This is a genomic window from Bradyrhizobium sp. CCBAU 53421, assembly GCF_015291625.1.
Taxonomy (GTDB): Bacteria; Pseudomonadota; Alphaproteobacteria; order Rhizobiales; family Xanthobacteraceae; genus Bradyrhizobium.
On record NZ_CP030047.1, the window covers coordinates 4,432,822 to 4,455,886 of the forward strand.

Genomic DNA, 23,065 nt, shown 5'->3' on the forward strand with positions numbered 1-23,065 from the left:
CTAACACGGGCGGAAACAAATGAAAGATATCCTCGACACCCTCGAAGAGCGGCGCGCCGGCGCCAAGCTGGGCGGCGGCGAAAAGCGCATCGAGGCGCAGCATGCCCGCGGCAAGCTCACAGCCCGCGAGCGGATCGAGCTCCTGCTCGACAAGGGCTCGTTCGAGGAATTCGACATGTTCGTCGAGCACCGCTCGATCGAGTTCGGCATGGAGAAGACCAGGATCCCCGGCGACGGCGTCGTCACCGGCTGGGGCACGGTCAACGGCCGCAAGACTTTTGTCTTTGCCAAGGACTTCACCGTGTTCGGCGGCTCGCTGTCGGAAACCCATGCGCTGAAGATCACCAAGTTGCAAGACATGGCGATGAAGGCGAGGGCGCCGATCATCGGCCTCTACGACGCCGGCGGCGCGCGCATCCAGGAGGGCGTCGCGGCGCTTGCGGGTTATTCCTACGTGTTCCGCCGCAACGTGCAGGCCTCGGGCGTGATCCCGCAGATCTCCGTCATCATGGGACCGTGCGCCGGCGGCGACGTCTATTCGCCTGCGATGACCGACTTCATTTTCATGGTGAAGAACACCAGCTACATGTTCGTGACCGGCCCCGACGTGGTGAAGACCGTCACCAACGAGGTGGTGACGGCGGAAGAGCTCGGCGGCGCCTCGGTGCACGCGACGCGGTCCTCGATCGCCGACGGCGCGTTCGAGAACGACGTCGATGCGCTGCTGCAGATGCGCCGGCTGATCGACTTCCTACCCTCGAACAATTCGGATGGTGTGCCGGAATGGCCGAGCTTCGATTCCATCGAGCGGGTCGACAATTCGCTGGATACGCTGATCCCCGACAATCCGAACAAGCCCTACGACATGAAGGAGCTGATCCTGAAGGTCGTCGACGAGGGCGACTTCTTCGAGATATCGGAGACCTTCGCCAAGAACATCGTCACCGGCTTCGGCCGCATCGCCGGCCGCACCGTCGGCTTCGTCGCCAACCAGCCGATGGTGCTGGCCGGCGTGCTCGACTCGGACGCCTCGCGCAAGGCCGCGCGCTTCGTGCGGTTTTGCGACGCCTTCAACATCCCGATCGTCACCTTCGTCGACGTGCCGGGCTTCCTGCCGGGCACCGCGCAGGAATATGGCGGCCTGATCAAGCACGGCGCCAAGCTCTTGTTCGCCTATTCGCAGTGCACGGTGCCGCTCGTCACCATCATCACCCGCAAGGCCTATGGCGGCGCCTTCGACGTCATGGCGTCGAAGGAGATCGGCGCCGACATGAACTACGCCTGGCCGACCGCGCAGATCGCGGTGATGGGCGCCAAGGGCGCGGTGGAGATCATCTTCCGCTCCGACATCGGCGACCCCGACAAGATCGCAGCAAGAACCAAGGAATACGAAGACCGCTTCCTGTCCCCCTTCATCGCCGCCGAGCGCGGCTACATCGACGACGTCATCATGCCGCACTCGACAAGGCGGCGGATCGCCCGGGCGCTGGCGATGCTGAAGGACAAGAAAGTCGAGATCCCCGCGAAGAAGCACGACAATCTGCCGTTGTAAGGGAGCGGGTGGGTTAGGCGAAGCCGTAACCCACCGTCTTCGTTTCGCGCGGTCCGCGGCGGGTTACGGCTACGCCCAACCGGCTTACAGGTTTCAGCATGATGACCGAAGACGAGCCGACCGACGAGATTTCCGAGATCGAGGCGCAGATCGAGGAGCTTGCCGAGAGCGCCGAACGATCGCGCAGGATCATTCTCGGGTCGAAGGTGGCGATTGCCGGCGGGTTCGTCTTGTTGTTCGCTGCGCTGCTTGGCCTGCTGGGCTCCGGCCAGACCGCAGCGCTCGGATCGATCGCGCTGGTGCTCGGCGGCATCGTGTCGCTCGGATCGAACGTCAGCACGTTGCGGCAGACCGAGGCCGCGATCAGCACCGCCGAGGCGCGCCGCGCGCGGCTGATCGGCAACATCGATCTGCGTCTAGTTCACGATGCACCAATGAAACTGATGTGATGGCTCGAGTGGGCGAGGGCGCGCGCATGATCGAGACGCCGCGCCTTCGACTTCGCCAAAGCTCGGACAGATCGTGTCGCGAGAATGTGGAAGCATGACTCACAGGTGGCGTAACAAACTCAGTGTCGTCCCGGCGAAGGCCGGGACCCATTACCACCGACGGTGATTGTTACGCGACGCTGGGGCCACAGCTTTACTCACCAACGCAACCCTGTGGTTATGGGTCCTGGCCTTCGCCGGGACGACGTGGTGGAGGAGCGGTGGGGCCTCGTTTCCTCTGGTGCCACGCCTGTGCATGCGAGCATCCAGCACGCCGCGGCCTCTCGGTTCAAGCACAGCCGTCTCTGGAATACTGGATCACCCGCTTTCGCGAGGGCTTTGCGAAAGTCGAACAGCTCGACGGGGCCGGACGGCTGTTGTTTGGGCCGGTTAGCGGCTGGACGGGCCAGCCATGATGGCGGTGCCTCGTTTGGTTAGGCGATGTGGGGTGGCGTCCTGGCCCATCGCTGGAGATTGATCGCGGTCGCGGCGAGCTGGAAAGCTGCGGCATTGCGTATCAGGCCCCGATAGCGGGCACGCGCAAGGCCGTAGACGCGCTTGAGCAATGCGAACAACGGTTCGATCGGCGCGCGTCGATGCGAGATGACCGCGTTACGACGCACCGCCCAAGGCCCCAAGCGAAGCCAGCGGTTGTGTCTGCGCATAATGCCGTCGCGAATATCCATCTGCTTCAGCCGCCCACGTCGCGCGATGGTATCGTAGGCTTTGTCAGCGTAGACTGTTGCCTCGTCGCCGCAGATCAGCTCGTCGGCGGGCACGGTGTCGTTGACATTGGCTGGCGTAAAGGCAAGGCGCCGGATGATGCGACTGCCTTGGTCCATCGCCACGTGCATCTTGTAGCCGAAGGCATATTTGCCGTCCGTCCTGGTCCAGGCGGCGTCAGGATCGTGAGGGCTTTTGACCAGCTTGCTGGCGGGGCGCCCGTCCGCATCCGGGGGCAAATCGGGATCCGGTGGTTCGGGCGGATTAACCGCCGAGCGGATCAGCGAAGCGTCAATCAATGTGCCGCGCTTCAAGACGAAGCCGGACTTCTCGATCTGCGCCGTAATCAGGGCAAAAGCGCGCTCCGCCAGCCCGCTCCTGGCCAGTTGTTCGCGGAAACGCCACAGCGTGGAATGATCCGGTACCGGCTCACTCAGCGACAGGCCCAGGAAGCGCCGGAACGACAGGCGGTCCACCAGCGCCTCCTCAAGGCCCGGATCGGACAACCCATACCATTGCTGCAGCAACAGCGCCTTAAACAGCGCCAGCGACGGGTAAGCGGGCGCTCCCATCGACCCGCTACGCAAGCCGCTCAGCAGCGCTTCAATCGCGCTCCAGTCGACCAGTTCCGATACTCGCTGCAAAGGCGCGTTGGCTCGAGCCGCGTCATTCACCAGCCCGTCGGTAAAGCTCAATTGACCAATCTGCCGCTCCGCCATCCGTTCCTCCGGCGAATCCTTCACCAAAGAGAATCATCCCGGCAGACTTCTGCAAAGCCCTCGCGAAAGCGGGTGATGACGCCATGCACGAAGTTTGAGAAGTGAATCGGTGTCGGTACCGCCATCCCGAGGAGCGCGTAGCGCGTCTCGAAGGATGCACGGCCTGGCTGGTGGCCGTGCATCCTTCGAGGCTCGCCCAGCGGCGGCAATTGCGCCGCAAGGCTCGCGCCTCAGGATTGCGGTACTGGCAGCAAGCGCGCCTGTTAGCTCGACGCCAACGGCACGTAGTCGTATTCCCCGACGCCTTGCAGAACCAAAAAAGTCAGCGACGTCGTGCCGGCGTTGGTGACGAGGTGAGGGCGGGTTGGGCGGACGGCATAGACCTCGCCAACCCCAAGGTTCACCTCTTCCTTCGGCTCCTGCAGGAACAGCCGCATCCGGCCCTCGAGCACGTAGAACGTGTCGGAGATGTTGCTGTGGGTGTGCCACGGCACCTTCTGGGTCGGCGAAAGCTGCAACTCCATGATGCGGAAGCCGGGGCGGGCGGCGTGCTGGGCGCGGCGCTCGACTTCGTAGAGGTGGCTGGCATCCTTGATCGGTTGTCCTGACTTCATGGCGGCCTCCCGGAGATGTTCTTGTGCCGTGATGCTAGTTCCGTTCCGTCGCGTGAGACATCATCGGAATTGGCATGACGGCCAAGATGAAGCGGCTGGTCGCCGACTTCAACCGTGACTGGCCGGAAGGGACGCGCACGCGCGATCTGCTGCTGCCAGTCGAGGAGGCTGTGGCGTCGTGATGATTGCGTGATGTCACAACGTTGCGAACGCAACCCTGCGACGTCGGGTTCCGCACGCGGTTCAGCGAGCGTTCAGGTCGCGGGGCAAAAACTGGTGCGGCAGTCGGTCCAACCCAGCAACAAAGGGAAACGCTCATGGAACGCCGGGACTTTCTGAAGATAGCCTTCGGTGTCGCCGCCGGTGCGGTCACGTTCGCCGCGACGGCCCAGGCGGCGCCACTCGCGCCGCTGCCGCTCAAGGGGGATGGGCGTTCGCCGGCGGGCAACGATGCACATCCGGCCGTCACCACGGGCGACGAGGTTGGTCGGCTGAAGCCCGAGGAGGTGCGCTGGCATCACCGTCACTGGGGTTGGCATCATCGGCACTGGCACCGCAGGCACTGGGGCTGGCGCCGCCGCCATTGGCGCAGGCGTCACTGGCGCCGCTGGTGATTGAACCGCGTGATGTTTGAGTGAGACGTATTTTCGAGTCCCCTCGTTTCGACGGAAAGGTCCTTTCATGAAAATGCTCGCTGCTTCCATGCTTGCGTTAGGTCTCACTCTGGCGGCGATGTCCGCGTCATCAGCGATGCCGGTGGCACCGCTCGATCAGGCGCAGGCCGCATCCGACAACGCCATTCGCGTCGCCGGTGGCTGCGGTCCGGGTTGGCATCGCGGTCCCTATGGCGGCTGCCGCCCGATGTATAATTGCCCGCGCGGCTGGCACTCGGGCCCGTTCGGCCGCCGTTGCTTCCGCAACTGGTAGGCCACAGGTCGCGGCGAGCACCATCGCTAACGCCCGCCGCGCTTGTCAAAAAAGAAAAACCCCGCGCGAGGCGGGGTTTTGTTTGCGCGAGCGTGCCGCGATCAGATCGGGCGGCAACGGCCGTAGCGCCAGGCGAAGCCGTACGGGCAGGCGCGGACGCGCGGCGCCACCACGACGGGGCGCTCGACCACGACCGGCGGGCGAACGACAACGGCGCCCGGAGCGACGACGACAGCGCCGCGGTTTCTTACGCAGCCGCCATAGGGGCCGCGGTGCCAGCCGGGGCCGCAGCCACCGGCAGCATCAGCGGCGCTGATGCCGGCGAAAGCGGTCGTCACCAAAACTGCTGCTGCAAAAAGATACTTCATGACTTCTCCTTCTTAATGGGCCGCGCGCTGCGGCACCGCAACAAACTTGAGATTACCGATTCGCCCGGCCGGATCATTGCAGAAGCCGTGCCCGATGTCGTCGACCATAATGTTGCGGACTGAATGCGACATGAATGTTGCGCATCACACCTGCGTCAGTGCGTCGCAAGCACGCTCAGCATCGTTTCAAAATATTTCGCAAGGCGCGCGTCGGACGAAGCGCACAGCGGCGAGCGCACCAAATGTATCGGAGAGCGAGACAAGCGAGACCGGAGCTTCGCGAATGGCCGTGACTTGAACGCGCGATCCTACTCGCCTGCGCCGAACAGCGCCGCGAACCGCTTCTCGCCGTTGCGCGAGAAATTGACGACACGGCTGCCCGGTGTCGTGTCGCGCGCGGCCCATTTCAATTCGGTGAAGCGGTCCATCATGGCCGCGCCCAGCGTGCCGGCGAGATGATGCCGCCGCTCGCTCCAGTCGAGACAGGCCTTGCACACCGGACGGCGCGGATGCGTCAGCGCGTCCGCGTCGATCTGCAACTCCTCGGCCATGAAGCGCTTGCCTTCGCCGGTCAGCTCGATCGCCTGCTTGCTCTGGCGCACCAGCTTCTGCCGCTTCATGCTGTCGAGCATCTGTACGCCGAGATCGCCGGCGAGATGGTCGTAGCAGATGCGGGCGCGGCGCAGCGCCGGATCCTTCGGTCCGGTGCGCACGCGCATATGGCCGGCGCGGGCGGCAATACCCTGCAGGCCCTCGAGCACATCGGCGACGTCGGGGTCGGAGAGGCGATAGTAGCGGTGGCGGCCCTGCTTCTCGGGCTCGATCAGCCCGCCGGCCTCGAGCTTGGCGAGATGCGAGCTCGCCGTCTGCGGCGTGATGCCGGCTTCCTGGGCCAGCTCGCTCGCGGTCAGCGCGCGGCCGGTCATCAGCGCGGTCAGCATGTTGCAGCGTGCGGGATCGCCGACCAGAGCGGCGATCCGGGAGATGTCGGGTCCTGCTTTCATAGTTCGATGATAGCCGAAGCATCGAGGTCGGGCAAGGCGATATGGTGGATGTCGGAAACTGATCGTCATTGCGAGCCACCCGGTCGGCGCGAAGCGCCGCCGGATGACAGGCTTCGCGAAGCAATCCATAGTTCCGCTGGCTCGGCATGGATTGCTTCGTCGCTGTCGCCCCTTGCAATGACGACAATCATTGGAGCTCCGCTAATGACCATCACCGTCTTCATCCGCTACCAGCTCGATCCGTTCAAGCGCGCGATGTTCGAGGAGTATTCGCGGAACTGGCTCTCGATCATCCCGCGCTGCGGCGGCGATCTGCTCGGCTACTGGATGCCGCACGAGGGAACCAACAACATCGCCTTCGCGCTGATCTCGTTCGAGAGCCTCGCCGCCTACGAGGCCTATCGCGCGCGGCTGCGCCAGGACGGCGAGGGCATGGCGAACTTCAACTTCGCCGAACAAAACCGCTTCATCCTCGCCGAGGAACGGACATTTCTGCGCAAGGTCGAGCTATAGTCGCTCGACAACAACAATGCGCGGAGGCGCCCATGATTGCCGTGATCTTCGAAGTCTGGCCGAAGGCTGAGCACCGGCAGCTCTATTTCGACCTTGCCGGCGAGCTGAAGCCGATCCTGCAGGAGATCGACGGCTTCGTCTCGGTCGAACGGTTCGAGAGCCTCACCGAGCAGGGCAAGTTCGTGTCGCTGTCATTCTTCCGCGACGAAGCGGCGGTAGAAGCCTGGCGCAACACGATCGAACACCGCCGCACCCAGGCCAAGGGCCGCGCACGAATCTTCGAGAATTATCGGCTGCGGGTCGCGAGCGTGATGCGGGACTACGGCTTGAACGAACGCGATCAGGCACCGAAAGATAGCCGCGCGGTGCACGAGCCGCATTGAAGCGTTTTCAAGCGAAGTGGATACCGGTTCGCGTGAAGAAAACGCGTCAAGACGAGAATCTGGAGCTTTGGTTTAATCAGAACCAAAGCTCTAGCAGCACGAGTTGCGCGTGCCTATCTGTGCGCGGCCAATGACCTCAGGGAGCGACCCATGCCACTGCCAACTGCTGACAAACGAGCCGCCTTCAAGAAGCTGCACGAGAGCGGATGCTTCATCATCCCGAACCCGTTCGATGTCGGCAGCGCCCGCGCCTTGCAACATCTCGGCTTCAAGGCGCTGGCCTCGACCAGCGCGGGCTTTGCCTGGACCATCGCCAAGGCCGACAACCGCGTCACGGTTGACGACGTCTGCGATCACCTCACCGCGATCTGCGCGGCGGTCGATATTCCCGTCAATGCGGACTTCGAAGGCGGCTTTGCCGTCGAGCCCGAGAAGGTTGCGGTCAATGTCGCGCGCGGCGTCAAGACCGGCGTTGCCGGGCTGTCGATCGAGGACTCCACCGGCGATGCCGCCAACGTGTTGTTCGAGCACAAGCTCGCGGTGGAGCGCATCAGGGCGGCGCGCAAGGCCATTGATGCTGACAACAGCGGCGTGCTGCTGACCGGCCGCTGCGAGGCGTTCCTGTGGGGCAAGAAGGACCTCAGCCTGGTGATCGAGCGGCTGCAGGCCTATTCGGAGGCCGGAGCCGACGTGCTCTACGCGCCGGGCATCTCGACCAAAGAGGAAATTTCCGCGGTCGTGAAGGCGGTGGCGCCGAAGCCGGTCAATCTCCTGATCGGCGGCGCGTCCGACCTGACGCTGCAAGCGGTCGCCGACCTCGGCGTGCGGCGGATCAGCGTCGGCGGCGCGCTGGCACGGATGGCCTGGACCGGCGTTATGAAGGCAGCGAAGGAAATGGCCGAGAAGGGCACCTTCACCGAATTCGCCAACGGTTATCCCGGCGGCGAGCTCAACAAGATGTTCAAGTAAGCCTGACGCGAAAAAAGCAGCGGGCCGCTGAGGCCCGCTGCTTGCGCCTGGTCAGTGTCGTCACGTGTCACTTCGCATTCTCGGCCGGCGGGGCGGCCGGCTTGTTCATGTCGGACTTGTTCATGTCAGACGGTGGGTTCGCCGGCTGTGCCGGCGCCGCGCCCGTGGTCACGCCGGGCTGGCTGTTCGGCTTCGGCGTCACGTCGCGCATGCCCGGGGGTGGCGCGGCCGGATTCGGATTGGCCGGCTGCTGCTGCGCGGTCTGCGTCGACGGCGTCGTGCCGGCCTCGTGCACCGACGTGTTGTTCAAGCCGTAGAACAGCGCGCCGAGCACCACGGCCACCGCAACTGCGAACATCGCGACCTTGGTGGTGCTGGCCGGTCCTTCCTGGAGTTCCGGATCCGGCTGCAGCTCGTTGTCCAGGCTGTTGAAGCGCGCCTGACGGCGGACCTCGTCCTCGGTCAGGTTGGCGCGATACGGATCGTCAGGGTTGTAAGCCATTGTAAAGTTCCTCCGTTAGCACCTCAAAGCTAAACGCAGGGGACAATGGCTGGCGCGTGAGGATGTTCCGCGCCAATGTTGCAACCTGTTCATGCAGGAACCGCCGATCCCTGGAGCGTTTTCGAGCGCTGCGGATACCGGTTCGCGTGAAGAAAACGCGTCAAAACAAGAATCTAGAGCCCCGTTCCGATTCGATCGGAACGGGATAGGCTCTAGGTTCCGAACCTGTTCCATGAGGCCTTTTCAATGTGGACCATGCCGCCCACCGATTCGGTGCTGCACGTGCTCTCGTTCATTGCCGTCGCGGCGCAGTCGATGACGGCGGCGCTGGCGGCCGGCCGGCGCAGCATGGATTGGGCCGGCGTCTGCATGTTGGGGGCGATCACCGCGCTCGGCGGCGGCACCATCCGCGACGTGCTGGTCGGGCATTATCCGCTGCTCTGGGTCAAGCACCCGATCTACCTTGCGGTCGCAGCCGCCGGCGCCTTCGCGACCATCCTGCTGGCGCGGCTGGTGCACCGGCTCAACCTCGCATTCCTGGTGCTCGATGCGATCGGGCTCGTGGTGTTCACCATGGCCGGCTGCGACGTCGCCTGGCAGGTCGACGCCTCGCTGCCGATCGTGATCGTCGCCGGCATGATCACCGGCTGCGCCGGCGGCGTGCTGCGCGACATCCTTTGCAACGAGGTGCCGCTGCTGTTTCGTAGCGAGCTCTACGCCAGCGTCTCGGTCGTGACAGGGCTGTTCTATGCGATCGGCGTCGGGCTGCACTTGAACGACCAGCTCTGGACCGTGCTGACCTTCGTGGTCGGCCTGACGTTCCGGATGCTTGCGATCCGATACCGATGGGAGATGCCGAAATTCGTATTCAATGCCGAGGAGGAGTGATCAACTATTTCGCCGTCCGCGCCTTAGCGACCTCGTCAGCCGTCACGGCCGGCGCGGCGTTGCCCCAGGAATTGCGGATATAGGTCGCAACGTCGGCGATCTCCTGATCGCTGAGCTTCGGATAGGCCGGCATCGAGCCTGAATTCGGCGCGCGCGGCGTGGTCAGGCTCTGAGCGCCGTCGAGGATGATGCGCAGCGTGCTCGCCGGGTTGGCTGACTGCAGGTTGGCGTTGCCGGGCAGTGGCGGATAGATCCGCGGCGCGCCGGAGCCGTCGAGCTCATGGCAGGAGACGCAGGCGCCGCGATAGATGCGCTCGCCGTTGCTCATCTGCGCCGGCGAGGGCGGGGTGACCTGCGGCTCCGGCGCGCCGGCGGGCAGGCCCTTCAGATAGACCGCGATCGTGCGCACATCGGTGTCGCTCATCTTCGAGGTCGAATTGACCACCACCTCGGACATCAATGGACCGGCATGGCTATGCCGGTTGCGGCCGCTCTGCAGATATTCGACGATGTCCTCTGCGCTCCAGGACTTCAGCCCGCTGCGCGCGGCGCCGTCGAGCCTTGGCGCGAACATACCCTGGACCATGCTGCCGCTGAGCGCCTGGTCGCGCCTGTCGGCGCCGAGTGCGTTCTTCGGCGTGTGGCAGGCGCCGCAATGGGCGAGGGCCTCGACGAGGTAGCGGCCGCGATTCCATTCCGCGGTCTTGCCCTGGTCCGGCTGGAGGATGCCCGGTGCGAAGAACAGCGCATTCCAGACCCGCATCAGAACGCGGTAGCAATATGGCCAGCGCAGCTGCGGTGGCGGCGCCCTGTTGCTGACCGGCGCCAGCGTCGCGAGATAGGCGCGGATCGCCAGAATGTCGTCGCGGATCAGTTTGGTGAAGTAAGGGTAGGGGAAGGCGGGATAATAATGCTTCCCGTTCGGTGAGGCGCCGCTGCGCAGCGCGCGGAGGAAATCGTCGTCGCTCCAGCTGCCGATGCCGGTATCGCGATCGGGGGTCAGGTTCGGCGAGAACACCGCGCCGAATGGTGTGTCGATCCGCTTGCCCCCGGCGAAGGGCTTTGCCGGATCGGCCGTGTGGCAGCTCGCGCAGTCGCCGGCGATCGTGAGCGCCTTGCCGCGGGCGATGGTGTCGTCGGTCGGTGCAGCGGCGCATTCGCGAGCCGCGAACGCACCGCACAACAGCACACCGGCCAGAATCGCACCGGTCGTTCGAAATCGTCGCCGCATCCATTCACCTTCTGCACCTTCCGGTCCACAAGACGCGTTACGCCATTTCGCCGCGGGCCTGTCCTGCGACAGAAACCGAAACGGCCCTGCAATATTCCCGGCACGAAATTGCGATTTTTGAGCGACGGGCTCGGTCGCCCAGAATTGTGCTGCGCGGCCCGGAAAATCCGACATAGACTGGTTCTAACAAGCTCGCATGACTAGCTAAAAGGCAGCCGTCGCGACCAGCGCAAAGAGGGCTAAATGGGAATCAACCAAGGGCCTATCAGCCTCGACCAGAAATACACCCAAGGCACCGGCCACGTCTTCATGACCGGCATCCAGGCGCTGGTCCGCCTGCCGATGGCGCAGATCAGGCGCGACCGCGCCGCAGGCCTCAACACGGCAGGCTTCATCTCCGGCTATCGCGGTTCCCCCCTCGGCGGCTACGACCAGCAGCTGTTCGCCGCCCGCAAGCATCTCGAGCAGTACAACATCAAATTCCAGCCCGGCGTGAACGAGGATCTGGCGGCCACCGCGATCTGGGGCTCGCAGCAGCTCGGGCTCTCGGCCGGCGCCAAGTATGATGGCGCGGTCGGCATCTGGTACGGCAAGGGCCCCGGCGTCGACCGCTGCGGCGACGTGTTCCGCCACGGCAATGCGGCGGGCTCCGCCAAGCATGGCGGCGTGCTCTGCCTTGCCGGCGACGACCACGGCGCAAAGTCCTCCACCGTCCCGCATCAGTCCGACCACGCCTTCATCTCCGCGCTGATGCCCTACCTCTATCCCTCCAGCATCCACGAAATGATCGAGATGGGCCTCCTGGGTATCGCGATGTCGCGCTACTCGGGCTGTTGGGTCGGCATGAAGGTGATCACCGAGACGGTCGAGACCACCGCCGAGATCGACCTTACCGACGAGATGACGCCGTTCATCATCCCGGCCGATTTCGAGCTGCCGCCGGGCGGGCTGAACATCCGCTGGCCCGACGACCGCTTCGAGCAGGACCGCCGGCTGCAGGACTACAAGGGCTTTGCCGCGATCGCCTTTGCCCGCGCCAACAAGGTCAACCGCATCACCATGGATTCGCCGAACGCGCGCTACGGCATCATGGCCTCGGGCAAGAGCTACGAGGACATCCGCCAGGCGCTGCGCGAGCTCGGCGTCACGCCCGAGATCGCCGCCAAGATCGGCCTCCGCCTCTACAAGATCGGCATGCCCTGGCCGCTGGAGCCGGAAGGCGTGCGCAATTTCGCCGTCGGCCTCGAGGAGATCTTCATCGTCGAGGAACGCCGCGAGATCGTCGAGAACCAGGTCAAGCAGGAGCTGTTCAACTGGCGTGACGACGTGCGCCCGCGCATCGTCGGCAAGATGGACGACCACGACAAGCGTTTCCTGACCTTTGCCGCCGAGCTCAGCGTGGCCTCGCTTGCGAGCTCGCTCACCGAGCGGCTGCTTCGACTTAATCTCAACCCTGAGATCGCCGAGATGCTGCGCGCCAAGGCCGACTGGTTCAACGGCCGCCAGTCGTCGCAGATGCAGGCGACAGCACCGGTCAGCCGCACGCCGTATTTCTGCTCGGGCTGCCCGCACAACACCTCGACCAAGGTGCCGGAAGGCAGCCGCGCGCTCGGCGGCATCGGCTGCCACTTCATGGCGCTGTGGATGAACCGCTCGACCGAGACCTTCACCCATATGGGCGGCGAGGGTGTGCCGTGGGTCGGCATCGCGCCGTTCACCAACGAGAACCACATCTTCGCCAATCTCGGCGATGGCACGTATTTCCACTCCGGCATTCTCGCGATCCGCCAGTCGATCGCCTCCAAGGCCAACATCACCTACAAGATCCTCTACAACGACGCGGTCGCCATGACCGGCGGCCAGCGCCACGACGGCGACCTGTCGCCGCAGCAGATCACCTTCCAGCTCCACGCCGAGGGCATCCGCGAGATCTATCTGGTCTCGGAAAATCCCGCCGCCTATCCGGCCGATACCATCGCGCCCGGCGTCAAGCTGTTCCACCGCGACGAGCTCGAGAACGTCCAGAAGATGTGCCGCGACACCAAGGGCACCTCGGCGATCGTGTTCGTGCAGACCTGCGCCGCGGAAAAGCGCCGCCGCCGCAAGCGCGGCCAGATGGAGGACCCGGCGCGCCGCGTGCTGATCAATCCTGCCGTCTGCGAAGGCTGCGGCGACTGCTCGGTGCAGTCGAACTGCATCTCGGTCGAGCCGCTGGAGACGGAATTGGGGCGCAAGCGCACCATCAACCAGTCGACCTGCAACAAGGACTATTCCTGCGTGAAGGGCTTCTGCCCGTCCTTCGTCACGGTCGACGGCGGCACGCTCAAGCGTCGCGCGCCGACCGAGCTCGGCGACATCGGCGTCCTGCCGGAGCCGGCTTCGAAGCCCGCGCTCGACCGGCCCTACAACATCGCGGTCGGCGGCGTCGGCGGCACCGGCGTGCTGACGATCGGCGCGCTGCTCGGCATGGCCGCGCATATCGAGGGCAAGGCCTCGATGATCCTCGACATGTCGGGCCTCGCGCAGAAGGGCGGCGCGGTGCTCAGCCACGTCCGGCTCTCCGAGCACACCGCCGACGTGACCTGCTCGCGCATCGTGACCGGCACGGCCGATCTCGTGCTCGCGGCCGACGAGGTCGTCGCGGTGTCGAAGGACACCATCACGCTGTGCGAGGCGAGCCGCACCGTCGGCATCATCAACAGCCACATCATCCCGACTGCGGATTTCATCCTCAACCGCGACTTCAACTTCCAGAGCCGCAAGGTCAACAGCGTGCTGGAGACGGAGCTGCGCAAGGACTCCGCGTTCTTCGACTTCACCAAGCCGGCCGAAGCGCTGCTCGGCGATAGCATCGCCACCAACATCATGATGATGGGCTTTGCCTATCAGCGCGGGCTGCTGCCGTTGTCGGCGGACTCGATCCAGCAGGCGATCGAGGTCAACGGCGTCTCGATCAAGATGAACACCCAGGCGTTCCAGCTCGGGCGTCTCGCCGCCGCCGATCCGGCGCGCCTCGCCGCGATGATGAAGGGGCAGGATGACGACGCGGCACCGGTCAGGTCGCTGGATGCGATGTCGCTCGACGAGATCATCACCCATCGCATGGGCCTTCTGACCGACTATCAGAACGCGCGTCTGGCAAAGCGCTACCGCAAGCTGGTCGACCAGGTGCGCGAGGCCGCTACCAAGGGCGGCTATGGCGAGGCGCTGCCGCGCGCGGTCGCGATCAATTACGCCAAGCTGCTCGCCTACAAGGACGAGTACGAGGTGGCGCGGCTATTCACCGATGGCCGCTTCGAGAAGCAGCTGCGCGACCAGTTCGAGGGCGACTTCAAGTTCAACTTCAATCTCGCGCCGCCGATCCTCGGCGGTGGGCTCGATGCGCAGGGCGGTCCGAAGAAGCGCGCCTTCGGGTCGTGGATGATGTCGGCCTTCAAGGTGATGGCGCGATTCCGTTTCCTGCGCGGGACGCCGCTCGACGTCTTCGGCTACAACGCCGACCGCAAGCTCGAGCGCGATCTGATCGCGGGCTACGAGAAGGATGTCGCGACGGTGCTGAATTTGCTGTCGCCGCTCAATCACGACATCGCGGTCGAACTGCTGTCGCTGCCCGACCGCATCCGCGGCTACGGCCCGGTGAAGGAGAAGGCGATCAAGGAGGCAAAGGTTCGCTACGCGCAACTCGCCGCCGACCTCGCCAACCCGCCGCCCGCGCCGCGGCAGATGGCGGCGGAGTAGGGCTGGCGCGCAAGCTGCGCGAATTCGTCAAGCCATACAACTTGCGGTGATGTGGCCCGCCGGGTACAGAAGCAGGCGAGGGTAACGGTCGGATGCGAGTACAGCATGACGGTACGTGGTCTTCTGATCCTGGGCTTCATTGTGCCCGTGCTGGTGGTATTGGGACTCTACTGGAACCAGCACGGCATCGAGCGCGTGATGCGAGACGGCTATGTCACGACGGGAACGATCACGTCGGCGGCGCAAACGTCTTCAAGGTTTCCCATCTCATTTGACGACGGATGGCCGCGCTATGTCGACGAGCCTTTGTCCGTTGGATTGCGCTGGATCGGAAAGGACGGCGTTGAGCGAACGCGGACGGGCATCGGAGTGAGCGGTGCCTTTGCGGCGCGCATTCTGGTCGGCAATCAAGTCAAGCTCGTTCCGGCAGCCATTCGCACGATCGACGACGAGTCGTCTCTCCCGGTCGTGATCGAGGATGCGAATGACCGCTTGCAGGATATCCGATCAAAGTCCGGCTTCATGGAGAAATTGGCGGCGTTTTTCGCCGTCGTGCTCGTCGCGTTGATTGCCTGGCAGAAGTGGTCGGCGCAACAGTGCAGTCCCGGCCCGGCGGAAGCCGGGCAATGGCAACCACGCCGATTTCCCGTCTATCTGGCGCTGATGACAGCCGTGTCGCTTCCGTTCGGAGCTTATATGATCGTCAGCTCATATTTGGAGCAGGGCGCGGCCGCAGAAATGCTCGACCACGGTGACGAAGCCAGCGCCGATATCACCCGTGCGGTCGCTGAGGTGCAGAAGGCAGGGGCCGCCCCGAGCTATCTCGTTACGTTGGCGTGGACCGACAAGAGCGGACAGCGGCAAACGTTCGGGCCTACTCATATCAGCGCCGGGTTCTGGCAGCAGATTACGCGCAATGACGTCCAGACGGTCACGAAGACGAAGATACGTTATCTTGAAGGTCGACCGACTGTTCGCCCGCTCATCGTCGGCGACACTGCCGAACGGCTCTTTCAAGACCGCGTCGGAGTGACGAGCGGAGCGGTTTTCCTTGTCCTTGGTTTGGTCCTGGCCGGGCTGACGACGTGGCGTTTTCGCGCGAACGCGCATGCCGCTTCTTTGCCGCCTGCCGGAACATAGCCGCGGGCGGGCGGGGAGCGTTTGCGCCGCTCCCACGATGTGCACTCGGATCGCGATGACCGCATGCTCCGCGTTACCCACGCGCCGAGCGCGCGGGCCGACACGACTGCCAACCACGATCGCATCCGCGCAGCCTGAGGATAACAGTCTCGCCTGACGGAATATTTCCGCGCTTGCCAAGGTCGCGCCGCCGGTTCAGAAAAACGCTGGAGCGAGAAACGCCAGCGGAGAGCGATTTGACCATCAAGGGCAAGGCCTACATTGCCGGGATCTACGAACATCCCACCCGGCATGCACCCGATAAATCAACAGCACAGCTACACGCCGAGGTCGCCAAGGGCGCGATCGAGGATGCCGGGCTCACCAAGGACGACATCGACGGCTATTTCTGCGCCGGCGACGCGCCGGGCGGGCTGTGGCCGATGGTCGATTACCTCGGCCTCAACACCAAGAAGCTGCGTCACGTCGACTCCACCGAGACCGGTGGCTGTTCCTACCTGATCCATCTCGGCCACGCCGCCGAGGCGATCGCCGCGGGCAAGTGCTCGGTCGCGCTGGTCACGCTGGCGGGCAAGCCGCGCACCGGTCCGATGCCGCCGCGCGCCTCCGGCGCCGAGGCCGATTTCGAACTGGCCTACGGGGCTACCACGCACAATGCCTATGGCATGTGTGCCATGCGCCATATGCACGACTACGGCACCACCTCCGAGCAGCTCGCCTGGATCAAGGTCGCGGCCTCGCATCACGCGCAATACAATCCGCATGCGATGCTGAAGGAGGTCGTCACGGTCGAGGACGTGCTGAACTCGCCGATGATCTCCGATCCGCTGCACCGGATGGATTGCTGTGTCGTCACCGACGGCGGCGGCGCGATGATCGTCACCACCCCGGAGATCGCCAAGAGCCTGAAGAAGCCACTGGTGCGCTTGATCGGCCACGGCGAGGCGGCGAAGGGCCCGCGCGGCGGCAAGGATCTCGATCTGACTTACTCCGCCGGCGTGTGGTCCGGCCCGCGCGCCTTCGAGGAAGCCGGCGTCACGCCGAAGGACATCAAATACGCCTCGATCTATGACAGCTTCACCATCACGGTGCTGATGCAGCTCGAGGATCTCGGCTTCTGCAAGAAGGGCGAGGGCGGCAAGTTCGTCGCCGACGGCAATCTGATTTCGGGCGTCGGCAAGCTGCCGTTCAATACTGACGGCGGCGGCCTGTGCAGCAACCATCCCGTCAATCGCGGCGGCATGACGAAAATCCTCGAGGCGGTGCGCCAATTGCGCGGCGAGGCGCATCCGAAGGTGCAGGTGAAGAACTGCGACCTCGCGATCGCCCACGGCACCGGCGGTCTGCTCGGCGTTCGCCACGCCGCCTCAACCTGCATTCTGGAGCGTGCGTGATGTCTGAAGCCAAGAAGTACAATGCCCCGGTGACCAACCCGGAGACGGCGCCGTTCTGGGAAGCGGCGAAGGCGGGCAAGTTCATGATCAAGCGCTGCACCACCTGCGGCGAAGCGCATTACTTCCCGCGCGCGATCTGTCCGTTCTGCTTCTCCGACAAGACGGTGTGGGAAGAGTCGAGCGGTGAGGCCACGGTCTACACCTACAGCCTGATGCGCAAGTCGCCGACCGGTCCGTATGCGATCGCCTATGTGACGCTGAAGGAAGGTCCGTCGCTGCAGACCAACATCGTCGATTGCGATCTGGAGCAGGTGAAGATCGGCCAGAAGGTCAAGGTGGTGTGGAAGCCGACTGACGGCGCGCCGCTGCCGTTCTTCACGCCTGCCTAAGCCTAAGAAGTACCTTCTCCCCTTGTGGGAGAAGGTGCGGCCGAAGGCCGCCGGATGAGGGGTTCTCTCCACGAGAGAGATGTATCTGCGGAGGCAACCCCTCACCCAAACGAGTTTGTGGCTGATGTCCGTGCAGCCCTCTCCCACAGGGGGAGAGGGCGTAGTAACGGGCGCCGCGCCGATAAGAATGCATTCGGGGAGAAAACAACAATGCCAATCGTGTACGAACAGCTGATGGCCCTGAAGAATCTCGGCCAGAAATACAGCTACGCTGATCGCGACGTGATGCTCTATGCCTACGGCATCGGTCTCGGCGCCGATCCGATGGACGAGAAGGAGCTCGCCTTCGTCAATGAGGGCGTGCTGACGCCGCGCCCGCTCAAGGTGGTGCCGACGTTTGCCTCGGTCGCGGCCTGGGGCGCCGGCCCCGGCGAGATGAACCTCAACCGCGTGATGGTGGTCGACGGCGAGCGCGACATCACCTTCCACAAGCCGTTCGCGACCGCGGCCCACATCACTGCCGACTCGACCGTGCTCGACGTGTTCGACAAGGGCAAGGACAAGGGCGCGGTGATCCGCCACCAGACCGTGCTGAAGGACGAGAAGGGCGACAAGCTCGCCACGCTGGTGGCCTCGCGCTTCGCCCGAGGCGATGGCGGCTTCGGCGGCCCGTCGGACGGTCAGCCCGAGCCGCACAAGGTGCCGGAGCGCGCGCCGGACAAGGTGGTCGACATCACGACGCGGCCCGATCAGGCGCTGATCTACCGCTTGTGCGGCGACCGCAACCCGCTGCACTCCGATCCGGAGTTCGCCAAGAAGGCCGGCTTCCCGCGGCCGATCTTGCACGGCATGTGCACCTACGGCATCACCTGCCGCGGCGTGCTGCAGACCTATGCCGATTACGATCCATCCGCCTTCAAGCAGCACGCGGCGCGGTTCTCCTCGCCGGTGTTTCCCGGCGAGACCGTGACGATGGAATTGTGGAAGGACGGCAACGTGGTGTCGTTCGAGGCCAAGGTGAAGTCGCGCGGCGTCACCGTGATCAAGAGCGGCAAGACGGTGCTGGCGTAGCTCTCGTGCCCCGGACGCAGCGCAGCGCGCAAAGCGGTGCGGTGCAGAGCCGGGGCCAGTCGCCGGGCGTGGGTCCCGGCTCCGCGACGCAGCGTTTCACGCTGCATCGCGTCCGGAACAACGATAAAAACGGAGAAACGACCATGGGATTACTCGACGGCAAGGTAGCGCTGATCACGGGCGCCGGCGGCGGACTTGGTGAGGCCTACGCAAAACTGTTTGCGCGCGAGGGCGCGGCCGTGGTGGTCAATGACCTCGGCGGACCGCGCGACGGCTCGGGCTCGGACAAGTCGATGGCCGACAAGGTGGTCGATGCGATCAAGGCCGAGGGCGGCCGCGCGGTCGCCAACGGCGCCGACATCTCGACGCTCGCCGGCGGTCAGTCGGTGTTCGACGACGCCATCAAGCATTTCGGCCGCGCCGACATCCTGGTCAACAATGCCGGCATCCTGCTCGACGAGACCTTCCACAAGGCCAAGGAAGCCAACTGGGACAGGGTGATGAAGGTGCATCTGAAGGGCACCTTCTGCTGCACCCAGCCAGTGTTCAAATGGATGCGCGACAATGGCGGCGGCGTCATCGTCAACACGTCCTCGACCTCGGGCCTGATCGGCAATTTCGGCCAGACCAATTACGGCGCTGCCAAGGGCGGCATCTGGGGCCTTTCCAACGTGCTGGCGATCGAGGGCCGCAAGTACAACATCCGGATCTGGACGCTGGCGCCGGGTGCCTTGACCCGCATGACGGCAGACCTGCCCCGCTACAAGGAGAATCCGGGCGCCGCGCTCGGGCCCGACGGCATCGCGCCGGCCGTGCTTTACATGGTCAGCGATTTGTCGGGCGACCAGACCGGCAAGGTTCTCGGCGTCTCGGGCCCACGCGGCGTCCGCGAGATGCGGATGATGGAAATGGAGGGCTGGAAGCCGCCCTTTACCGGCTGGAAGGCCGAGGACATCGTCGCCAACGCCAAGGACATCTTCTTCTCCGAAGAGCAGATCAAGATGGGCGCGCGGCGGTTCTGATGTATACCGTCATTCCGGGGCGACGCGTCAGCGTCGAACCCCAATGCGCAATCGCGCATTGTGGAATCTCGAGGTTCCGGGCCTGGTGCTGGCGCACCATCCCGGAACGACGGACCAGAGGATAGATGCCCAAATGACAAAACTCACCGCCCAGGCCGCAGGAACCTTTGCGATCGCGCCGACCCCGTTTCACGACGACGGCCGGATCGACGAGACATCGATCGACCGGCTGACCGATTTCTACACCGAGGTCGGCTGCGACGGCGTCACGGTGCTTGGCATTTTGGGCGAGGCGCCGAAGCTCGACGCCGCCGAGGCCGAGCAAGTTGCGCTGCGCTTCGTCAAGCGCGCCAAGAAGCTTCAGGTGATCGTCGGCGTCTCGGCGCCGGGTTTTGCCACGATGCGCTCGCTGGCCAAGAAGTCGATGGATGCCGGTGCCGCCGGCGTCATGATCGCGCCGCCGCCGCATCTGCGCACCGACGACCAGATCATCGGTTACTTCAAGCAAGCGCAGGAAGCGATCGGCGACGACGTTCCGTGGGTGCTGCAGGATTATCCGCTGACGCTCACCGTCGTGTTCACGCCCGCAGTGATCCGCAAGATCGTGATGGATTCACCGTCCTGCGTGATGCTTAAGCACGAGGACTGGCCGGGCCTCGAGAAGATCTCGACCTTGCGCAACTTCCAGAAGGACGGCTCGCTGCGGCCGCTGTCGATCCTGGTCGGCAATGGCGGGCTGTTCCTCGATTTCGAGATGGAGCGCGGCGCCGACGGCGCGATGACCGGTTACGCCTTCCCCGAACTCCTGATCGACGTCGTCAATCTGTCCAAGGCAGGCAAGCGCGATGCGGCGCATGATCTGTTCGACGCGCATCTGCCGCTGATCCGCTACGAGCAGCAGCCCGGCGTCGGCCTCACGGTGCGCAAATACGTGCTGCAGAAGCGCGGTATCATCTCCTCCAGCGCCCAGCGCAAGCCGGGTGCCGTGATCACGGCGCAGGCGAGGGCGGAGGTCGACTATCTGCTTTCCCGCGTGGCGCGCGTCGATCGCCGCGCCAATCTGCAACCGCAATCCAGTGCAGCAGGATAATCATGACCGAGATCGTTGCCCCGCGCCTTGCGTCGACCGTTTTGCTGCTGCGTGACGGAGCGCCGTCCGATGTCGACGGCAAGAGACGCGACGAAATCGAAGTCTTCATGATGGTCCGCCATCACCAGATCGAGTTCAACTCGGGTGCGCTGGTGTTCCCAGGTGGCAGCGTCGACAAGAACGACAAGGAGATCGCCGCCGATCCCGCGCTCTATTCGGGCGGGGAAGGTCTCGACGGCGACGCGCTCGGCTTCCGCATCGCGGCGATCCGCGAGACCTTCGAGGAGAGCGGCATCCTGCTGGCGCGGCCGCTCGGGTCGAAAGACCTGGTCGATGCAAAGCGCGCGAACGAGATCGCGACCGCGCATCGCGCGGCGCTGAACGAAGGCAAGATCAGCTTCCTCAAGGTGTTGTCAGACAACGGCATGGTGCTCGCGCTCGACGAACTCGTGCCCTATGCGCACTGGATTACGCCGGAAGGCATGCCGAAGCGCTTCGACACCTGGTTCTTCCTCGCCGCCGCGCCGCCCGAGCAGCTCGGCGCCCATGACGGCAAGGAATCGACCGACTCGATCTGGGTGTCGACGCGGGAGGCGCTTGAAGGTGGCGAGACCGGCCGCTTCAAGCTGCCGTTCCCGACCACGCGAAACCTTATCCGGCTCGGCAAGCAGCCGAACGTCGGCGCCGCGCTCGCCGACAGCAGGGGCAAGCCGATCGTCACTGTCATGCCCGTGATGACCAAGACCGCCACCGGCCGCCAGCTCCGCATCCCCAAGGAAGCCGGCTACGACGGTGAGGTATTCGACGTCGGAGCGCTGGGGTAGTTCCGCGATCGGTCATCCCGAGTGCTGACGCGTGCGTGACTTACAGGCGGCGCAACAAATTCGGTGTCGTCCCGGCGCAGGCCGGGACCCATAACCACCAATCCGCATTGTTGTGCGAAGCTGGGACCACAGCTTTCTCTAACAACACAACCCTGTGGTAATGGGTCCCGGCCTTCGCCGGGACGACGTTGGAAGGAGAAGCGCTTCCCCCACACTTCGGCCTGAAGCGAAGTATCGCCGCCTCCCACCGATGTAGCTTCTGTCTCAACCATCGAGACGGAATCCGCTGCATGACCACCACGCCCCGCCAGCCCGGCATGGCCTTCGAGCTGGCGCTGCTGCTCGCACTCGCCACCCTCTGGGGCGGCTCCTATACCTTCATCAAGCTTGGCGTCGCGACCATACCGCCGATCACGCTGATCGCGGCACGCACCGCGATCGCGGGGATCTTGCTCCTCGTCATCATGCGGATGCGCGGCGTGACGATGCCGGCGGATGGCGCGACCTGGCGCCGCTTCATCTTCCAGGCTTGCCTCAATAGCGTGATCCCGTGGACGCTGATCGCCTGGGGCGAACGCTTCGTCGATGCCGGGCTCGCCACCATCCTCAATTCGGCCTCGCCCATCTTCACCTTCCTGTTCACCGCCGCGATCACCCGCCATGAGGCGGCGAGCCCGCGAAAACTGTTCGGGGTGATTGCCGGCATGGCCGGCATCTGCCTGATCGTCGGCGTCGATGCGTTCCGCGATCTCGGGGAGGGCATCGCCGCCGAGGTCGCGATCGTCGCCGCCACCATCTGCTACGCCTGCGCCGCGATCTTCAGCCGCGGCTTCAAGGGGCTCGATCCGATGGCGCCGGCGGCGGGCTCGCTGCTCGCGGGCGCCGCGATCCTGATTCCGCTCAGCCTTGTCGTCGAGCGGCCCTGGACGCTGACGCCGTCGACCAACTCGCTACTCGCCCTGCTGGCGCTTGCGGTGTTCTCGACGGCGATCGCCTTCGTGATCTACTTCCGCCTGATCCAGACTCTCGGATCGGTCGGCACCACCGCGCAGGCTTACTTGCGGGTGCCGATCGGGGTTGCACTCAGCGTCGCATTCCTGGGCGAGCGACTGAGCCCGACGGCGTGGATCGGGCTCGCCTGCGTCGTGATCGGCGTCGCCGCGATGACGATACCTGCTCGAAGGATCTCCACGGCTTGAGGTCATCGCCGCGATGACAATTTCTGTTCGAAGGAAGTCTACTGCCTGACGTCATCGCCGCGATGACGATCCGGGCGCGGATGGCTGCCGCGCCTGATGTCCCGTCTCAAGAAACCGACTGCCGGCTGGATGGCGCCGGATGCGTTAGGGAGGCCGGCATCCCGCCGGACCAGGTCTGACCTTAACCTGTGCCGGAATCGGTCACTGGCGCCCCCGGGGTGATAGACGTCACACCGCTGGCCGGCTCGAGGCTTCAGCATGTTTCCCCAAAGCCCGTAATTTCCCGTATATTGGGGCGTATTGGACCCCGGCCTTGA

General features: G+C 64.6%; 23 protein-coding genes. 17 read left to right on the forward strand and 6 right to left on the reverse strand.

All coding sequences use genetic code 11. The annotated features are described in order from the left end of the window. Positions 1-19: 19 nt before the first annotated feature. Entirely contained in the window at positions 20-1,552 is a 1,533-nt protein-coding gene (locus XH92_RS21050) for an acyl-CoA carboxylase subunit beta (RefSeq protein WP_194460870.1), read from the forward strand. A 101-nt stretch (positions 1,553-1,653) separates the two neighbouring features. Further along, positions 1,654-2,001, forward strand: coding sequence for a hypothetical protein (locus XH92_RS21055; protein ID WP_194461357.1), 348 nt, complete (start codon positions 1,654-1,656; stop codon positions 1,999-2,001). A 473-nt stretch (positions 2,002-2,474) separates the two neighbouring features. Here the strand turns inward: XH92_RS21055 and XH92_RS21060 are convergent, their stop codons facing one another. Continuing rightward, entirely contained in the window at positions 2,475-3,482 is a 1,008-nt protein-coding gene (locus tag XH92_RS21060; protein WP_194460871.1) for an IS5 family transposase, read from the reverse strand. 263 nt (positions 3,483-3,745) lie between these two features. Continuing rightward, the gene (locus tag XH92_RS21065; protein ID WP_194460872.1) at positions 3,746-4,096 is read right to left on the reverse strand and encodes a cupin domain-containing protein; all 351 of its coding nucleotides are present in this window, start codon (positions 4,094-4,096) and stop codon (positions 3,746-3,748) included. Positions 4,097-4,413: 317 nt separating this feature from the next. On the opposite strand from XH92_RS21065, the gene XH92_RS21070 reads away from it, so the two are divergent. Then, positions 4,414-4,710 (forward strand): twin-arginine translocation signal domain-containing protein, encoded by a 297-nt coding sequence (locus XH92_RS21070; protein ID WP_194460873.1) that lies wholly within the window; start codon positions 4,414-4,416, stop codon positions 4,708-4,710. Between the two features lie 67 nt (positions 4,711-4,777). Next, positions 4,778-5,023, forward strand: a complete 246-nt coding sequence (locus XH92_RS21075; protein ID WP_194460874.1) for a GCG_CRPN prefix-to-repeats domain-containing protein — start codon at positions 4,778-4,780, stop codon at positions 5,021-5,023. 101 nt (positions 5,024-5,124) lie between these two features. Here the strand turns inward: XH92_RS21075 and XH92_RS21080 are convergent, their stop codons facing one another. Together XH92_RS21080 and XH92_RS21085 are read right to left on the reverse strand one after the other, a co-directional pair. After that, on the reverse strand, positions 5,125-5,391 hold the full coding sequence (locus XH92_RS21080; protein WP_194460875.1) for a GCG_CRPN prefix-to-repeats domain-containing protein: 267 nt from the start codon (positions 5,389-5,391) through the stop codon (positions 5,125-5,127). A 308-nt stretch (positions 5,392-5,699) separates the two neighbouring features. Beyond that, complete coding sequence (locus tag XH92_RS21085; protein ID WP_194460876.1) at positions 5,700-6,395, reverse strand: helix-turn-helix transcriptional regulator; 696 nt, start codon at positions 6,393-6,395, stop codon at positions 5,700-5,702. 204 nt (positions 6,396-6,599) lie between these two features. Here XH92_RS21085 and XH92_RS21090 point away from each other — a divergent pair, with 204 nt between their 5' ends. The 3 genes from XH92_RS21090 to XH92_RS21100 all read left to right on the forward strand — a co-directional run bounded on the left by XH92_RS21090 (position 6,600) and on the right by XH92_RS21100 (position 8,260). Continuing rightward, complete coding sequence (locus tag XH92_RS21090) at positions 6,600-6,908, forward strand: NIPSNAP family protein (RefSeq protein WP_194460877.1); 309 nt, start codon at positions 6,600-6,602, stop codon at positions 6,906-6,908. Between the two features lie 32 nt (positions 6,909-6,940). Then, positions 6,941-7,291, forward strand: a complete 351-nt coding sequence (locus XH92_RS21095) for an antibiotic biosynthesis monooxygenase (protein ID WP_194460878.1) — start codon at positions 6,941-6,943, stop codon at positions 7,289-7,291. A gap of 150 nt (positions 7,292-7,441) precedes the next feature. Then, a complete protein-coding gene (locus XH92_RS21100; protein WP_194460879.1) occupies positions 7,442-8,260 on the forward strand; it encodes an oxaloacetate decarboxylase in 819 nt (272 codons plus the stop codon). A 67-nt stretch (positions 8,261-8,327) separates the two neighbouring features. Here XH92_RS21100 and XH92_RS21105 read toward each other — a convergent pair whose 3' ends face one another. Continuing rightward, positions 8,328-8,762 carry a hypothetical protein gene (locus XH92_RS21105; protein WP_194460880.1) on the reverse strand — a complete coding sequence of 145 codons (435 nt, stop codon included), beginning with the start codon at positions 8,760-8,762 and terminating at the stop codon, positions 8,328-8,330. Positions 8,763-9,008: 246 nt separating this feature from the next. Between XH92_RS21105 and XH92_RS21110 the strand changes: the two genes are divergently transcribed. Beyond that, positions 9,009-9,650: a trimeric intracellular cation channel family protein gene (locus XH92_RS21110; protein WP_194460881.1), complete on the forward strand. Its 642-nt coding sequence runs from the start codon at positions 9,009-9,011 to the stop codon at positions 9,648-9,650. 4 nt (positions 9,651-9,654) lie between these two features. Here the strand turns inward: XH92_RS21110 and XH92_RS21115 are convergent, their stop codons facing one another. Next, the gene (locus XH92_RS21115; protein ID WP_194460882.1) at positions 9,655-10,881 is read right to left on the reverse strand and encodes a cytochrome c; all 1,227 of its coding nucleotides are present in this window, start codon (positions 10,879-10,881) and stop codon (positions 9,655-9,657) included. Between the two features lie 243 nt (positions 10,882-11,124). Here XH92_RS21115 and XH92_RS21120 point away from each other — a divergent pair, with 243 nt between their 5' ends. The 9 genes from XH92_RS21120 to XH92_RS21160 all read left to right on the forward strand — a co-directional run bounded on the left by XH92_RS21120 (position 11,125) and on the right by XH92_RS21160 (position 22,748). Then, a complete protein-coding gene (locus XH92_RS21120) occupies positions 11,125-14,619 on the forward strand; it encodes an indolepyruvate ferredoxin oxidoreductase family protein (RefSeq protein WP_194460883.1) in 3,495 nt (1,164 codons plus the stop codon). A gap of 105 nt (positions 14,620-14,724) precedes the next feature. Further along, positions 14,725-15,759 (forward strand): DUF3592 domain-containing protein, encoded by a 1,035-nt coding sequence (locus tag XH92_RS21125; protein WP_194460884.1) that lies wholly within the window; start codon positions 14,725-14,727, stop codon positions 15,757-15,759. A gap of 236 nt (positions 15,760-15,995) precedes the next feature. Further along, positions 15,996-17,153: a thiolase domain-containing protein gene (locus XH92_RS21130; protein WP_050420450.1), complete on the forward strand. Its 1,158-nt coding sequence runs from the start codon at positions 15,996-15,998 to the stop codon at positions 17,151-17,153. After that, positions 17,153-17,542: a Zn-ribbon domain-containing OB-fold protein gene (locus XH92_RS21135; protein ID WP_194460885.1), complete on the forward strand. Its 390-nt coding sequence runs from the start codon at positions 17,153-17,155 to the stop codon at positions 17,540-17,542. Before XH92_RS21130 ends, XH92_RS21135 begins: the two co-directional genes overlap by 1 nt. Before the next feature lie 210 nt (positions 17,543-17,752). Further along, the gene (locus tag XH92_RS21140) at positions 17,753-18,613 is read left to right on the forward strand and encodes a MaoC family dehydratase (RefSeq protein WP_194460886.1); all 861 of its coding nucleotides are present in this window, start codon (positions 17,753-17,755) and stop codon (positions 18,611-18,613) included. Positions 18,614-18,756: 143 nt separating this feature from the next. After that, positions 18,757-19,635 (forward strand): SDR family oxidoreductase, encoded by an 879-nt coding sequence (locus XH92_RS21145; protein ID WP_194460887.1) that lies wholly within the window; start codon positions 18,757-18,759, stop codon positions 19,633-19,635. A 133-nt stretch (positions 19,636-19,768) separates the two neighbouring features. Beyond that, positions 19,769-20,725 (forward strand): dihydrodipicolinate synthase family protein, encoded by a 957-nt coding sequence (locus XH92_RS21150; protein WP_194460888.1) that lies wholly within the window; start codon positions 19,769-19,771, stop codon positions 20,723-20,725. Between the two features lie 2 nt (positions 20,726-20,727). Further along, complete coding sequence (locus tag XH92_RS21155; protein ID WP_194460889.1) at positions 20,728-21,549, forward strand: NUDIX hydrolase; 822 nt, start codon at positions 20,728-20,730, stop codon at positions 21,547-21,549. A gap of 290 nt (positions 21,550-21,839) precedes the next feature. Continuing rightward, complete coding sequence (locus XH92_RS21160) at positions 21,840-22,748, forward strand: DMT family transporter (protein ID WP_194460890.1); 909 nt, start codon at positions 21,840-21,842, stop codon at positions 22,746-22,748. The last annotated feature ends 317 nt before the right edge of the window (positions 22,749-23,065 follow it).

Excerpts from the sequence above, each read along its gene's own strand:
- XH92_RS21145 (WP_194460887.1), top strand. The coding sequence starts at position 18,757 with ATGGGATTACTCGACGGCAAGGTAGCGCTGATCACGGGCGCCGGCGGC.
- XH92_RS21110 (WP_194460881.1), top strand. The coding sequence starts at position 9,009 with ATGTGGACCATGCCGCCCACCGATTCGGTGCTGCACGTGCTCTCGTTC.
- XH92_RS21125 (WP_194460884.1), top strand. The coding sequence starts at position 14,725 with ATGACGGTACGTGGTCTTCTGATCCTGGGCTTCATTGTGCCCGTGCTG.
- XH92_RS21100 (WP_194460879.1), top strand. The coding sequence starts at position 7,442 with ATGCCACTGCCAACTGCTGACAAACGAGCCGCCTTCAAGAAGCTGCAC.
- XH92_RS21160 (WP_194460890.1), top strand. The coding sequence starts at position 21,840 with ATGACCACCACGCCCCGCCAGCCCGGCATGGCCTTCGAGCTGGCGCTG.
- XH92_RS21080 (WP_194460875.1), bottom strand. The coding sequence starts at position 5,391 with ATGAAGTATCTTTTTGCAGCAGCAGTTTTGGTGACGACCGCTTTCGCC.
- XH92_RS21090 (WP_194460877.1), top strand. The coding sequence starts at position 6,600 with ATGACCATCACCGTCTTCATCCGCTACCAGCTCGATCCGTTCAAGCGC.
- XH92_RS21155 (WP_194460889.1), top strand. The coding sequence starts at position 20,728 with ATGACCGAGATCGTTGCCCCGCGCCTTGCGTCGACCGTTTTGCTGCTG.
- XH92_RS21105 (WP_194460880.1), bottom strand. The coding sequence starts at position 8,762 with ATGGCTTACAACCCTGACGATCCGTATCGCGCCAACCTGACCGAGGAC.
- XH92_RS21115 (WP_194460882.1), bottom strand. The coding sequence starts at position 10,881 with ATGCGGCGACGATTTCGAACGACCGGTGCGATTCTGGCCGGTGTGCTG.
- XH92_RS21070 (WP_194460873.1), top strand. The coding sequence starts at position 4,414 with ATGGAACGCCGGGACTTTCTGAAGATAGCCTTCGGTGTCGCCGCCGGT.
- XH92_RS21120 (WP_194460883.1), top strand. The coding sequence starts at position 11,125 with ATGGGAATCAACCAAGGGCCTATCAGCCTCGACCAGAAATACACCCAA.
- XH92_RS21135 (WP_194460885.1), top strand. The coding sequence starts at position 17,153 with ATGTCTGAAGCCAAGAAGTACAATGCCCCGGTGACCAACCCGGAGACG.
- XH92_RS21065 (WP_194460872.1), bottom strand. The coding sequence starts at position 4,096 with ATGAAGTCAGGACAACCGATCAAGGATGCCAGCCACCTCTACGAAGTC.
- XH92_RS21140 (WP_194460886.1), top strand. The coding sequence starts at position 17,753 with ATGCCAATCGTGTACGAACAGCTGATGGCCCTGAAGAATCTCGGCCAG.
- XH92_RS21150 (WP_194460888.1), top strand. The coding sequence starts at position 19,769 with ATGACAAAACTCACCGCCCAGGCCGCAGGAACCTTTGCGATCGCGCCG.
- XH92_RS21095 (WP_194460878.1), top strand. The coding sequence starts at position 6,941 with ATGATTGCCGTGATCTTCGAAGTCTGGCCGAAGGCTGAGCACCGGCAG.
- XH92_RS21075 (WP_194460874.1), top strand. The coding sequence starts at position 4,778 with ATGAAAATGCTCGCTGCTTCCATGCTTGCGTTAGGTCTCACTCTGGCG.
- XH92_RS21085 (WP_194460876.1), bottom strand. The coding sequence starts at position 6,395 with ATGAAAGCAGGACCCGACATCTCCCGGATCGCCGCTCTGGTCGGCGAT.
- XH92_RS21060 (WP_194460871.1), bottom strand. The coding sequence starts at position 3,482 with ATGGCGGAGCGGCAGATTGGTCAATTGAGCTTTACCGACGGGCTGGTG.
- XH92_RS21050 (WP_194460870.1), top strand. The coding sequence starts at position 20 with ATGAAAGATATCCTCGACACCCTCGAAGAGCGGCGCGCCGGCGCCAAG.
- XH92_RS21055 (WP_194461357.1), top strand. The coding sequence starts at position 1,654 with ATGACCGAAGACGAGCCGACCGACGAGATTTCCGAGATCGAGGCGCAG.